Annotated in this window: 14 protein-coding genes; 7 read left to right on the forward strand and 7 right to left on the reverse strand. The window is 64.9% G+C overall.

Annotation, left to right across the window (positions count from 1 at the left end):
- Window positions 1-15: 15 nt before the first annotated feature.
- Entirely contained in the window at window positions 16-396 is a 381-nt protein-coding gene (locus tag AC5LXX_RS31595) for a cupin domain-containing protein (protein WP_493414052.1), read from the reverse strand.
- A gap of 68 nt (window positions 397-464) precedes the next feature.
- Window positions 465-1,583 carry a polyamine ABC transporter substrate-binding protein gene (locus tag AC5LXX_RS31600; protein WP_493414053.1) on the reverse strand — a complete coding sequence of 373 codons (1,119 nt, stop codon included), beginning with the start codon at window positions 1,581-1,583 and terminating at the stop codon, window positions 465-467.
- Between the two features lie 270 nt (window positions 1,584-1,853).
- On the opposite strand from AC5LXX_RS31600, the gene AC5LXX_RS31605 reads away from it, so the two are divergent.
- The 4 genes from AC5LXX_RS31605 (at window position 1,854) to AC5LXX_RS31620 (ending at window position 5,276) form a co-directional block, all read left to right on the forward strand.
- Window positions 1,854-2,711, forward strand: coding sequence for a helix-turn-helix transcriptional regulator (locus AC5LXX_RS31605; RefSeq protein WP_493414054.1), 858 nt, complete (start codon window positions 1,854-1,856; stop codon window positions 2,709-2,711).
- Window positions 2,704-3,417 carry an ankyrin repeat domain-containing protein gene (locus AC5LXX_RS31610; protein WP_493414055.1) on the forward strand — a complete coding sequence of 238 codons (714 nt, stop codon included), beginning with the start codon at window positions 2,704-2,706 and terminating at the stop codon, window positions 3,415-3,417. Before AC5LXX_RS31605 ends, AC5LXX_RS31610 begins: the two co-directional genes overlap by 8 nt.
- Window positions 3,418-3,822: 405 nt before the next feature.
- Complete coding sequence (locus AC5LXX_RS31615; protein ID WP_493414056.1) at window positions 3,823-4,842, forward strand: aldo/keto reductase; 1,020 nt, start codon at window positions 3,823-3,825, stop codon at window positions 4,840-4,842.
- A gap of 17 nt (window positions 4,843-4,859) precedes the next feature.
- Entirely contained in the window at window positions 4,860-5,276 is a 417-nt protein-coding gene (locus AC5LXX_RS31620; protein ID WP_322081116.1) for an SRPBCC family protein, read from the forward strand.
- A gap of 222 nt (window positions 5,277-5,498) precedes the next feature.
- On the opposite strand, the gene AC5LXX_RS31625 is transcribed toward AC5LXX_RS31620, so the two are convergent.
- Window positions 5,499-6,410, reverse strand: a complete 912-nt coding sequence (locus tag AC5LXX_RS31625; protein ID WP_493414057.1) for a LysR family transcriptional regulator — start codon at window positions 6,408-6,410, stop codon at window positions 5,499-5,501.
- Between the two features lie 101 nt (window positions 6,411-6,511).
- Here AC5LXX_RS31625 and AC5LXX_RS31630 point away from each other — a divergent pair, with 101 nt between their 5' ends.
- Window positions 6,512-6,640: a hypothetical protein gene (locus AC5LXX_RS31630; RefSeq protein WP_493414058.1), complete on the forward strand. Its 129-nt coding sequence runs from the start codon at window positions 6,512-6,514 to the stop codon at window positions 6,638-6,640.
- A 67-nt stretch (window positions 6,641-6,707) separates the two neighbouring features.
- Here AC5LXX_RS31630 and shc read toward each other — a convergent pair whose 3' ends face one another.
- Window positions 6,708-8,738: a squalene--hopene cyclase gene (gene shc, locus AC5LXX_RS31635; protein WP_493414059.1), complete on the reverse strand. Its 2,031-nt coding sequence runs from the start codon at window positions 8,736-8,738 to the stop codon at window positions 6,708-6,710.
- A 53-nt stretch (window positions 8,739-8,791) separates the two neighbouring features.
- Between shc and AC5LXX_RS31640 the strand changes: the two genes are divergently transcribed.
- On the forward strand, window positions 8,792-9,481 hold the full coding sequence (locus AC5LXX_RS31640; protein ID WP_493414060.1) for a TetR/AcrR family transcriptional regulator: 690 nt from the start codon (window positions 8,792-8,794) through the stop codon (window positions 9,479-9,481).
- 146 nt (window positions 9,482-9,627) lie between these two features.
- On the opposite strand, the gene AC5LXX_RS31645 is transcribed toward AC5LXX_RS31640, so the two are convergent.
- Window positions 9,628-10,011: an ATP-dependent protease gene (locus AC5LXX_RS31645; protein WP_493414061.1), complete on the reverse strand. Its 384-nt coding sequence runs from the start codon at window positions 10,009-10,011 to the stop codon at window positions 9,628-9,630.
- A 567-nt stretch (window positions 10,012-10,578) separates the two neighbouring features.
- On the opposite strand from AC5LXX_RS31645, the gene AC5LXX_RS31650 reads away from it, so the two are divergent.
- Window positions 10,579-10,812, forward strand: a complete 234-nt coding sequence (locus AC5LXX_RS31650) for a hypothetical protein (RefSeq protein ID WP_006487081.1) — start codon at window positions 10,579-10,581, stop codon at window positions 10,810-10,812.
- 435 nt (window positions 10,813-11,247) lie between these two features.
- Here the strand turns inward: AC5LXX_RS31650 and AC5LXX_RS31655 are convergent, their stop codons facing one another.
- Window positions 11,248-11,826 (reverse strand): DUF4337 domain-containing protein, encoded by a 579-nt coding sequence (locus AC5LXX_RS31655; protein WP_493414062.1) that lies wholly within the window; start codon window positions 11,824-11,826, stop codon window positions 11,248-11,250.
- Between the two features lie 63 nt (window positions 11,827-11,889).
- Window positions 11,890-13,185: a citrate synthase family protein gene (locus AC5LXX_RS31660; protein ID WP_493414063.1), complete on the reverse strand. Its 1,296-nt coding sequence runs from the start codon at window positions 13,183-13,185 to the stop codon at window positions 11,890-11,892.
- Between the last annotated feature and the right edge of the window lie 58 nt (window positions 13,186-13,243).

Genomic DNA, 13,243 nt, shown 5'->3' on the forward strand with positions numbered 1-13,243 from the left:
CGCGGGCGCCGCAGCCTATTCGGGCGGATGCTCGTCGTACGCGACGAAGATTTTCCGCGTGCGTTCGACGACTTCCCACGTGCCGCTGAAGCCCGGCGGAATCATGAAGCGATCGCCGGCACGCACGGTTTTCGTGTTGCCGTCCGGATCGGCGATCACGGACGTGCCTTCCAGGATCTCGCAGTACTCGGCTTCGGTGTACGTGACGTGCCAGCGGCCGGGCGTGCTCTCCCAGATGCCCGTCGAGAAGCGGCCGCACGGGCTCGTGAAGCCGGGCGTGAGCGTCTGCAGCGGGTCGCCGGCAATCAGTTTCGCGGGCGGCACGCGGTATTGCAAGGGTTCGCCGTTCGGGGCGAATGCGTCGGTGATGGTGGAAATGTCGAGCACGGCTGGCATCCTTCGTCGAATGGAAATGAACGCGCCGACGGCGCGTTCGCATGATTTCACAGTTGCGGACGGCGCGGTCAGTTGCCGGTTTTCAGTTGCTGCCACAGGCGGTTCTCGAGCCGCGCGATGTCGGCCGAACGCGGCTTCGACAGCGTCATCCTGTCGAGCACGTCGGCGGACAGGTACACGTTCGGATCGTGCGCGACGGCCGGCGTCACGTACTGATGGGCCGCCTGGTTCGCGCTCGGGTAGTAGATCTCGTTGGTGATGCTCGCGTTGACTTTCGGGTCCTGGATGTAGTTGATCCATTGCAGCGCGGCTTCCGGGTGCGGCGCATCCTTCGGAATCGCCATCACGTCGAACCACAGGATGCCGCCTTCCTTCGGGTTCGCGTAGCGGATCTCGTAGCCGCGTTTCGCCGCTGCCGCTTCGCGGCGCGCGACGCTGATGTCGCCCGACCAGCCGAGCACGACACAGACGTCGTTGTTCGCGAGATCGTTGTTGTAGCCCGACGAGTTGAACTGCGTGATGTACGGACGCACCTTCTTCAGCATGTCGAATGCCGCGTGGTAGTCGGCCGGGTTCTTGCTGTTCGGGTCCTTGCCGAGGTACTGGAGCGCGGCCGCGAACACGTCGTCCGGCGCATCGAGGAACGACACGCCGCAGCGCTTCAGCTTCGACATGTTGGCCGGATCGAACACCAGCGCCCAGCTGTCGAGCGGCGCACCGTCGCCGAGCGCCTTCTTGACCGCCTGCACGTTGTAGCCGACGCCGTCCGTGCCGTAGGCCCACGGCACGCCGTACTGGTTGCCAGGGTCGGATTCGGCGATCTTCTTCATCAGCGCGGGATCGAGGTTCGCGAGGTTCGGCAGTTTTGTCTTGTCGAGCTTCTGGTACACGCCGGCCTGGATCTGCTTGGCCATGTAGTTCGAGGTCGGCACGACGATGTCGTAGCCGGAACTGCCGGCCAGCAGCTTCGACTGCAGTGTGTCGTCGCTGTCGTAGACGTCGTAGCGCACATGCACGCCGGTCTGTTTCTGGAAGTCAGGGATCGTCGTTTTCGCAATGTACTCGGACCAGTTGTAGACGTTCAGCTCGGTGTCGGCCGCGCGGGCCGGCGACACGGACAGCGGCGCGAAGCACGCAACGGTTGCGATTGCAACGGGGAAGGCGAGACGAAAAGCGCGGACGATCATGGTCACTCCCTGTCGGAACGAAGGCGGCGCACTGCGTGGCGCATGCGCGCCGCGGGTCGGACGGCGAGGCGCGCGGCGGCTCGTGTCGAACCTGCGATGCGCCGACGGGTCTCGCCGGATATCGGGGATGACTGTATGGGGCGGCCGGCCGGATGTCTGTCCATGAAATCAGTACAGCCGCGCGGCCGCGCGGACCGGAACCGGCGCGAGGGAATTGGCAACGTACTTTTGGCGTGGTAACGATAATCGTCCCGTTCTCCCGTGCACCGTATGACCGACCATGACGCAACCGCGACGATCGATATCCAGTTGAACCAGCTCGTGTTCATCTCCGACGCGCTGTCGGCCGTGGCCGGTGCGATCGGATCGCCGGATTTCGTCGCGGTCGTGTTCGAGAACCTGACGCGCATCGTCGATTGCGATTCCATTCATCTGGATTACGAGGACGAGTCGTTGCTCGACCGCCGGGTCGGCTGGATCGGCAGCTACGGCACGTATCCCGCCCAGATCGAGCGCACGATGACGCGCTATTACCGCGATTTCGCGCAGGTCGACACGACATTCGACTGCATCCGGGGCGAACGCGATACGCAGTTGCTGCAGCTGTCGACGCTGCGGTTGAACCCCGAGATCCGGCGCGCGTTTTACGACACCGAGGACATACACGACGAATGCGTCGTCACGTATCGTGTGGACGAGCTGACCTATGCGTTGTCGGTGTGCCGCGCGCGCCGGCTGCCGCCGTTCTCGCTGAAGGAGCTGAGCGTCGTCCGGCACGTCGCGCTGATCGTGTTGCCGCTCGCGGTCGCGCATCGGCGCATTGCCGGCGACCGTTCGTCCGATGCGGGAGCGCCCGCGCCACGCGCATCGGAAGGCGGGACCGCGCAACGATTGAACGACGTATTCGACAAGCTGACGTCTCGCGAATCGGAGGTATGCGCACGGCTCATTCGTGGCCGGAAAACGCAGGATATCGCGCATGAACTCGGCATCCGGCCGTCGTCGATCGATACCTACGCGCGGCGCGCGTTCGCGAAGCTCGGCATCGAATCGCGCCGCCAGCTGCTGAATCTGCTCGTCGATCATGATGCACTCGACGCGTCGTCGGCGCGGAGAGGCGATGCGTGATCGCCATGATGCGCAGGTGCCGCGCGATGAGGAGGGGAGCCACTTGAGCCTTGTATGGGACGGCATCACGGGCGCCGACGTGCTCGGCGATGCACAGGTCGCGAGCCGGCACGCGCTCGCCGACGCGGCACGCAACGGCGAATGGTCGACGATGCTCGACCTCCTGACGCAACAGCCCGGCCTCGTCAACGCGACGCGGCCTGGCGGGACGTCGCTTTATGCACCGTTGCATCAGGCCGCTTACGGAGGTGCACCGGAAGAGGTCGTCACCGCACTGCTGCGGCTCGGTGCGTGGCGCCTGCTGCGCGATGCACGACGTGAGCGCGCGATCGATATCGCCGTGCGGCGCGGGCATCGGCATCTGGTCGGGTTGCTGACGCCGCAGCCGCGACGCTTCGTATCCGACGACACGCTGCGCGCCATTCAGAGCCATTTCCACGACATGATCCTCGGCCGCATTTCGCACCTGCGCGTCGACGCGCTGCGTCTGCCCGAACTCGAACCGCTGCTCGAGCTCGATGCGCAGGCTCGAAGCACGTGGTTCGCGGTGCCAGGCATGTACGGCGGCTTCAGCTATGCGCTGCACACGGACGGCGACGCGGTCATGCTCGTGTCGGCGAGCTGGAGCCGCGTGGTCGGCGGCTCGGGCCAGCGGCACGAAATCACCGCGAATGGCTGTACGCTGGTCGAAGAGGGATTCGTCTGACGCGGCCGATCACATCGTCGAATGGGAGGTGGAGATAGAAGCACGGCGCGATGCTCGACTGGATTCGCGATTCGCGATTCGCGATTCGCGATTCGCGACGAGATGCCCGTCGCGACGTGAAGCCGGCGCATCGACCTCGAGGAAGGAAAGTGTGCGAGCACGGGGAAAAACGGTCGCCGGCTCAAATGACTTTTGATCTGGAATCGTGAATCGAGTGCCGATTCGGTCGGCAGCGTTTCCGCACGGGCGTCTCGCCGGAACGGTGTGTCGGTGCCACTGGGCGAAACGGGCATCAAACAGGCCGATCAGACCTCCTGGGACTCAAGTGTGTCGAATTCCGTCTTGGACAGACTTAACCTGCCTCCATAGACTGGACTCGCTTTCCCTCATTCCCTGGAGAAAATCATGAGTCTCAAAGACAAGCTGCCCGGTAACAAGATCCTCGGTTTCGGTACTGCGCCGCTCGGCAACATGTTCCGCAACATTCCCGACGCGGAAGCCGCGGCCACCGTCGAGGCGGCATGGCAACACGGTATCCGTTATTTCGATTCTGCCCCGTTCTACGGCGCCGGCCTCGCGGAAATCCGCCTCGGCGACGCGCTGGCGAATCACCCGCGTGACGAATATGTCCTGAGCACGAAGGTCGGCCGCGTGATCCTCGACGAAATCGAAGACGTGACGGCGCGCGATCTCGGCGAAAAGGGCGGCCTGTTCGAACACGGCCGGCCGAACCGCATCGTCAACGACTACACGGCCGACGCGACGCTGCGTTCGATCGAGGACAGCCTGAAGCGCCTGCGCACCGACCGACTCGACATCGTCTGGGTGCACGACATCGCACAGGACTTCTACGGCGACGAATGGCTCGCGCAATTCGAAGTGGCGCGCAAGGGTGCATTCCGCGTGCTGAGCAAGCTGCGCGAAGAAGGCGTGATCAAGGCCTGGGGCCTCGGCGTGAATCGTGTCGAGCCGATCGAACTGGTGCTCGACCTTGCCGAGCCGCAACCGGACGGCATGCTGCTGGCCGGCCGCTACACGCTGCTCGATCACGAGCGCGCGCTGCAACGCGTGATGCCGGCTGCTGCCGCGCAGAACGTAGGGATCGTCGTCGGCGGCCCGTACAGCTCGGGCGTGCTCGCAGGCGGCACGCACTTCGAATACCAGAAGGCGTCGCCGGAAATCCTCGCGAAGGTCGAGCGGATCAAGGCGATCGCCACGCGTTACGACGTGCCGATCAAGGCCGCCGCGCTGCAGTTCTCGATGTCGCATCCGGCCACGGTCGCGGTGATTCCGGGCGCGAGCCGTCCTGAGCGGATCGCGGAAGACCAGGCTGCGCTGAACGTGGCGATTCCGGCCGACTTCTGGCGCGAGATGCGTGAACAAGGCCTGATTGCGGCCAGTGCACCGCTGCCGGCCGGTCGTTGATCCTGACAGGTGATGACATGGCACAGGCAAATGCCGGCATCGAACTCCCTGCTTCGGCCGGGGCCGTCTGGCAACTGATTGGCGGCTTCGGGTCGCTGCCCGACTGGCTGTCGTACATTCCGGCCAGCGAGCTGAGCGAAGGCGGGCGCGTGCGGCGTCTCGCGAACCCGGCCGGCGAGGCGATCGTCGAGCGGCTGGTCGCGTTCGACGAAGCGGCACGCAGCTACACGTACGCGATCCTCGAAGCACCGTTCCCGGTCGTGAACTATCGCTCCACGCTGCGCGTGCGTGAAAACGGCCCGAACGCGTCGACCGTCGAGTGGTCGGGCACGTTCACGCCGCACGGCGCGACCGACGACGACACCGTCCGGCTGTTCCGCGGGATCTACGAAGACGGCCTCGCGGAACTGGCGAAGCGGTTCGCGGCGGCCTGACGGCAGCGTATCGCTTCGTGCGAGCAGGAGTCGGCTGATATCAACTTCCGCCACGCCGTCGTCGCAGGCTCAGGCCCGCGGCGACGGTGTGGCGCATTCGTGCCGAGCGTCGATCGCAAGTCGCGCGCAGCGTTAAGAAGATCAGGTTTGCGAAGCAATCGGCGCGCTCGCTACCAGTGCGTGGGGCGCCGCGATGCGATGGCGTCCCGTGCTTTCACGGATTCATTTTCCTGTCGTCGCGACGACTTCCTCGCCGGTCAGGATCTCGCGGAAGATGCCGACCAGCGGCCGCAGGTTGACCTTGTGCCACGCGGCCCACAGCGGCGTGCGGTAGCCGAACCACGGCAGCTCGCGCAGCACGACGCCTTCCGGTACCTGGTGGCGCAGGCTCTGCTGGATCATCGTCACGCCGAGCCCGGCGGCGACGAGCCCGAGCGCCGCGAGCGGCTCGGTCGCTTCCACCGAGATGTCCGGCGAGAAGCCGGCCTTCGCACAGGCCGCGACGAACGCGCCATGACGCGGCGCGCTTTCCTGCTGCGTGACGCCGATCCATGCCTGCGCGGCGAGATCGTCGGCGACGAGCGTCTTTTTCTTCGCGAGCGGATGTCCGTCGGGCATTGCGAGCAGCATCGGATCGTTCAACACCATCGTCGAATCGAGTTCGGGATCGTCCGGCGCGGGCGGCTCGGTGACCAGCGCGATGTCGAGGCTGCGCTCGCGCAAGCCCTCGAGCTGCGCAGCAGACTGATAGTTGTACAAAGCGATGTGAACGGCCGGACGATCGGCGCGCAGTGCCTTGAGCGCGCGTGGCAGCACGCCCGAGTGCGTGGCCGTTTCCAGGTAGCCGATGCAGAGGCCGCCTTCGTCGCCGCGACCGAGCCGGCGCGCGAGCGATTCGAGCCGGTTCGCATGGCGCAGGAACGCATACGTTTCGCTGAGGAACGTGCGGCCGTCACGCGTCAGACGAATGCGCTGCTGGCTGCGTTCGAACAGCGTCAGGCCGAGCTTTTCCTCGAGCTGCGCGATCTGCCGGCTGAGCGGCGATTGCGAGATGTGCAGGCGTTCGGCCGCGCGGCCGACGTGTTCCTCTTCCGCAACCGCGATGAAATACTGAAGCTGGCGGATGTCGAGCATGTAAGACCTTGTGGGACTCAAGTTTCGAGAATTATGTCGCGAAATGACTGATTTGTGCAACCCGGACTGGGGGCGCTTTCCTGTCAAACCTGGAGCAACCCATGAGTCCCAAAGACACGCCAAGTCGCGCCTCGGCGACGCGCTCGCCGGCCATCGTCGCGACGCTGCCGGTCGATCGTCGAGCGTTGCGCGATGCGTTCGCGACGATGAGGGAGAAGGGGGGCGAGTGATGCGGCGGGGAGGGGGATCCTGTAACGACCGCGCCGGGTGCCATCGGGCACCGCGGCGCGCGGTCGATCAAGCGACTGCGGTGTCGGTTGCTTCCACTGCGGCCGCAGCCGCAGCACCCGCCAGACGCCGGTAACGCGCGAGCGCCCACAGCGGGAAGTACGCGGTATAGCCGTGATACTTCAGGTAGAAGATGCGCGGGAACCCGGGCGCATTGTGCGAGCGGTGCCACCAGAAGCCGTCGTCCTGCTGCACCGACTGCAGATACGCGATGCCGCGTTTCACCGAATCGGATTCGTAGTCACCGAACGCCATCTGTGCGAGCAGCGCCCACGCGGTGAAGTTCGACGTGCTCTCGCCGCCATTCGTACCGCCCAGCTCCGGGTCGATATAGCTGTCGTTCGTTTCGCCCCAGCCGCCGTCCGCATGCTGCCGGGCGCGCAGCCAGTCGATCGCGCGCGCGATATACGGCTGCGACTTGTCCTCGCCGGCGAGCGCGAGGCCGGCCAGTACGCTCCACGTGCCGTAGATGTAGTTCGTGCCCCAGCGGCCCCACCAGCTGCCGTCGGGCTGCTGCGTGCGCTTCACGTAGTCGATGCAGCGCGCGAGCGAAGCGCGTTCTTCCGCGCGTTTCGTCACGCCGAAACACAGCAGCACGCGGCCCGACACGTCCTCGGTCGGCGGATCGAGCAGTGCACCGTGATCGGCGAACGGGATCGCGTTCAGGTACATGCGGTCGCAATCGGCATCGAACGCCGCGAAGCCGCCGTTGCGCGATTGCAGCCCGCGCATCCAGTCGAGCGCGCGTGCGACGCGCGCCGCATGCGGGTTCGTGCCGTCCGCGTTGCGATGCGTGCGGCCGCGGCGGTCGAGCATCGCGGTGACGACCGCGGTGTCGTCGATGTCGGGATAGTACGGGTTCGCATACTGGAACGCCCAGCCGCCCGGCTCGACGTCGGCCGGCACGTTCTCGATCCAGTCGCCGCGCAGGTCGTTGACCTGGCGCGCGGCCAGCCAGTCGTATGCGCGTGCGATGCGTTCATCGAGTTCGCGCAGCGCGCCGTCCGGGTCGCCGGCTTCCGGCGCCGCGACGCCGCGCGCCTGCTCGAGCGCCATCGTGCTCCATGCGGTGTCCCACACCGGCGACAGGCACGGCTGGCAATACATGCTGCCGTCCGGCCGCGTGACCAGCAGCTTCTCCAGCGCGTTTTCGCAATCGCGACGCAGCGGATGGTCGTCCGGGTAGCCGAGCACCTGCATCATCTGGTAGCTGTAGACGATAGGCGGGAAGATGCCGCCGAGGCCGTCCTCGCCGTTCATCCGTTCCGCGCACCACGCTTCCGCATGCCGGATCGCGCGCTGCCGCAGGCGCTTCGGCATCAGCGGCTCGATATGGCGAACCGTGCGGTCGAGCGCGAGGAACACCTTGCGCATGCCGTTCGCGGGCGGGAAGTACTGGCGCTCCTCGTCCGGCGGCGTGACGAACAGTTCGCGGATCGAGATGTTGCGCGGGTTGCGCGCACGCGCCTTCAGCGAGCACAGCACGAGCAGCGGCACCATCGTCGTGCGCGCCCAGTACGCGACCTTGTACATCGAGATCGGCACCCACTTCGGGAACAGCACGAATTCGATCGGCATGAACGGCGCCGCGCGCCACGGCACCTGGCCGAACGTCGCGAGCAGGATGCGCGTGAACACGTTCGCGCGCGCCGCGCCGCCGAGCTTCAGGATCGCGTCGCGCGCACGGATCATGTGCGGTGCGTGTTCGCTGTCGCCGGCAGCCTTCAGCGCGAAATACGCCTTCACGCTGCATGACACGTCCGGTGCGCCGTCGACGTACAGCGCCCATGCGCCGTGCGTGTCGAGCCGTTGGTTCGCGCGCAGGTAACGCGCCATCTTCTCCTGGCGATCGACGTCGATCTTGTCCATGAAATGCATCATCAGGATGTATTCCGCGGTGATCGTCGCGTCGGATTCGAGTTCGAAACACCAGCTGCCGTCGGGCTGCTGAAGACGCACGAGCGCATCGCGTCCACGGGCGATTGCGGTGTCGAGTGCGGACCAGGGAGAGGAGGCGGATTTGTTCATGCGGCGGATCATACCATCCAGCCGGAATGTTTATCTCGAGACGCGCGGGTGCTACCATCCGCACCATGAAAAAACGCCTCGAACCCGCGCCGCAAGACGTGTCCGCGCCTGTCGAACCGGCTGGAATGGCCGGCGCACGGGCGTCTGAAGGATCATCGGCGCCGGCCGTCACTGCCGGCGGCGTGCGGCGAAAAAAAGCGCCGGATCAAGTGCGCGCGCAGTTGCTGGCAGCTGCATCGGAAATCGCGACACATCACGGCGTGGCCGCGCTGACGCTCGATGCGGTGGCCGAGCGTGCCGGCGTGACGAAAGGCGCATTGCAATATCACTTCGCGAACAAGCAGGGGCTGCTGGATGCGCTGTTCGGGCAGGCGACCGCGCGGTTCGGTGCGCAGATGGACGCGCGGATGGCGGCGGATCCGAACGGCGACGGCGCGGCGGCGCGCGCGTATTTGCATGCGGTGCTCGATGCGGCGAATCCGGCGGCGAGTACCGATGTGCTGCGCGTGCTCGTCGCGTCGATGATTACCGAGCAGGACACGCGCGAGCGGTGGTCGGTGCCGATGCGCGAATGGACGCGGCCCGATCCCGTGCCGCTCGAGCAGGCCGCGACGCTGATGATCTGCCGGCTCGCGGCCGACGGGTTGTGGATTTCGGAATTGCTCGACAGCGTCGAGGTATCGACCGAACTGCGCGCGGAGATCGTGCGGCAGCTCGATGCGATGAGCAGGGGAGTGTTTCCGAAGGGCGGCTGAAGCAACCTGTATTACACCGGCGTGTTCGCGCCCGGACTGTTCGTCATTCCGGTGCGCATGAATCGATCGCACACCTGTTCGATTGTTCGCGCCGCACTTTTGCCGTCGGAGTCGCCATCGACTGCGACACCGACGGCAAGCACGGGTCAGAGATCTCCGCGAACTTCCCCGGTTCCCAGCGCGTTCCGCTGCCGGTTGACTTCCGTCCAAAGCTCATCGCTGTCGTCATCGCGCAGCAGGACCATCCAGTCCAGTTGATCGTCGGTCACGCCGAAGTATTCCAGGATTTCCTGGCGAACCGCATCGATGAACTGCGCGTATTCCGGGGTTGCCTGGGCCTGCGCGTGCAGGGCGTCGTATTCGGCATCGTCCGCACCGCCGCCATGCTCGTCGATGTAGCGCGAGATCCACTGGTCTCGTTCGTGGTCGTAGTCGGCCTCGGCGCGCATCGCTTGCACGGCCGTGTAGAAATCCAGTTGGGCAAACGCGGCGATCGCCGCCGTTGTCGCCTCGTCGAAGGTAGTGGTCATTCCATCTCTCATGTTGGTCAGGGCGCATGATCGCACGGACCGCGCCCGGACATGCCGTTTGGCATCGACGTTTGCGCTCGTGCGAAGGCGGCATACCGGAGGCTCAAGCCGTCGGGTGCGATTCTCATCGGAGCCGCATGGGCGACAGGGCACTCGTTTTGCTGCATCGCAAGCATCGCGATGAAAGTAACCGGGCGCCGTAGATCGCAGAACAAGCTTCGCGCCTATCGGCGCGAGCGTCACGCCTGCTCGTAAGCGCCAATGCGGGCGCTGGTCATGAATTGTTCGTAATGGCCGAATTTGGCCGGATACCAGCGGCTCAAAACGACCCAGAACGGCCCTTCAGATTTATCCAAAGCGGCCAATCGTTGCGACCTGCGGCGGGATTTTATAGCCACGCTCGATGAGTATCTTGGCCTCGGCGCGACTGCGGAATCATTCCCGATTAAATCGCTTCTCCCGCAACGTGCCGTTGGAACCTTCAACGGAGTCGTTCTGCCAAGGGCGGCAAGAACGGACACAGCGTGTACGATCTGGTCTTCAAGAAAACCATCCAAGGAGAGAGGAATGAATCCGGAACAGGCCCGAGCCGAAGAAACCGAGGCGATGGAGCGCATGGTGGCCGCCACGCTGCGCGTGCAGAGTACGTTCGCCTCGATGCAGAAGCAATTTCCGCCGCAAGGCAGCGGCGAGCCTTCGCCGTTCGCGCTGCAAACCTTTGATGCCGCCCTGCAGGAACTTGAAGACGCACAGGCCGCGTTCGATGCGCTGCTGAACGATCTGATCGACGGTAACCGCTAAAGGCTACGCCCTTATCCGCACCGATTGTCGACGATCTAAAAAGCTGTGTCGAACGGCCGTTTGTGGCCGGATGCCGCCCTACGCGGTCGGTTGAATCCGCCACTCCGAAGGGGCATTCGGGAATCTCGAAACCTGCCGTTGAAACCCGGCGGCTAAAGACTTGTAGTTTGCTATCCCCACTTCGAGCAGACGTTGCCAGTCGTATTTTTACGCGGCAACATCCTTGAACGTAGTTGGCGAACGTTACGAAAGGCAGTTACGAAAACTCGTTCCCTTACATCGTTGAAACTACCTTTACCAGCCCTCGTTCGCTTTCCAGTGTTGCTGCAACGTCGTTGCGAGTTTTGGAGCCATTCACGTTGTTGGAGCGCACCCCTGGCGTAGCGCACGAGCGTATAACCACCGGCGGCTGACAATACCGCCACATGCTCGACCTTACACACCGAAGAACGCCAGCCCTGCCAGGACGACACCGATCGCGGCAGCACCCATCGACAGCCGTGCCATCCATGTCCGCCGCGTGAGAATCGTGATCGCAGCAAGCGCGATCGAGATCTGGATGATGGTAGTGGCCTGCGCCCACCGATGGTGCCGGTGAAGCCGCTCCTCGCTTGCAGCATTGCTCTTCACGACTTCCTGCTCGAGCGCTTCGGCGCGGGCGCGGATCGGCTCCTTCTCTTGGCGATACCGCGCGGCGTCTGCTTCGAAACGCTTTCGTTGCGGCGACGCTTCCTGGCTCAAGGCCGCACCGAGCTCGGCCAGATTCTGCTTTTCGCCCTTTGCCTGGTAATAGGCCCACAGGTTAGCGGCCTCGGTTTTCTGGATCGCGGCCTCGTTCTTGTGTAGCAATGCGAAATTCTCGTCCGCACCGCTCTGGTACGCCGAAATCGCGCCAACGCAGGCCAGGACAGCCGTCATCACGGCGATGCGTGCCGCTCCGTGGTCTTCTCCATGCGCCGCAGGATGCTCTACTGCATGATCGTGCGGGCCGTGAACTTCGAAATCTTCTGGCATAACAGGGAGGTTCGCATGAGTTGAAGGGTTTATACGCGCTTCGCACACCACTTGCTCGCTACGCTAACGGGCTTTGAAAAACGTCGCAAGTATGTCGTTTTCCGGCCCCGCATGCTGCGCCACGGGCCGCTTTCCCGATCGCCCACGTGACCGCGGTCGCCCCGAGCCTGCATCGACATCGTTCGGCCGAACGCCTGTATACACCGCACGAGGCCTGATCAACTCGGGATGTCCGCGTTGCTCGAGCCCGTGCGCGATCCAGCCGATCGAGCGGCCGAGCGCGAACAAACCGAACGCGGCGCCGACGGGAAGCCGCAAATGCCTGCGCAGCGCGACGAGCGCGAGATCCACCGAAGGCTTGTGGCCAACCAGCGAACTGCCTGCATCGATCATCGTTTTCCATTGCGGATGGCGCGGCAGGATGCGCGACAGCAGGGTTGCCGCGCGCACGTCGCCACCGGGATAGAGCGAATGTCCGAACCCCGGCAGATCGTCGCCTCGGTGCAGACGCTCGCGCATCTTTCGCTCGACGTCCCGGTTGCCGATTTCATCCCACATCGCTTCGACACGCGCGGTGGTGGCGCCGTGCCGCCCGCCCGACAGGGCGGCGAGGCCGCCGATCACGACCGCGCGCAAGCTCGCATTCGTCGACGCCACGCATCGGCCCGTGAAGCTCGATGCGTTCAGTTCGTGATCCGCGCACAGCACGAGCGCGATCCGGATGAGGTCCGCGCCCGACGGTCCGACGCCCCATGCACACGCGCATTGCTCGTGGACGGGCGCCGTATCGAAGCCGGTTCGCAACAGGCATGCCGCGAGGATCCGTACCAGGTCGCCGCAGCCCTGCGCTTGGCTGTCGACCGATTGCTGCCACGCTGCCGTCGGCGCGTCGTCGGTGGCGACGGCGAACAACGACAGGAGCGCTTGCTCCGCGCGTTGATCGCCGTAATGTTTGAACAGGGTCCGCAATACCGCGGGTGCGCGGGGAACGCGAGGGCCGAACGCAGTCCGCTCGTCGCATTGCCACAGCAGCGCGGCGACTTCCTCGAGACTCGCGCGGCCGGCGAGCTCGAGTGCGTCCACGCCGCGATAGAAAAGCCGGCCGCCCTCGATCAACGTGATGCTCGATTCGAGCACGGGCGAGCCCCAGTTCAGCGCGGCTTTCGCGACTTCTTTCGGTTTGCGGCCGCGCGCACGTTCGGCCGCGAGCCGGTCGACGTCCGCTGCGAAGTAACGGCTTTCACGCGGATGGCCGGAGGGTTCCGCGCGCAGCAGGCCGCGGCTGACGTAAGCGTAAAGCGTCTGCCGCGAGACGCCGAGCCTCGCGGCCGCTTCGGTCGAATTCAGGTAGGGCGACATGGCGCGAGACTCGATTCGTTCGGCAGGTTGATCAGGATAATCAACGTTGACAATAAAT

The sequence above is a fragment of the Burkholderia torrens genome, from assembly GCF_984668525.1.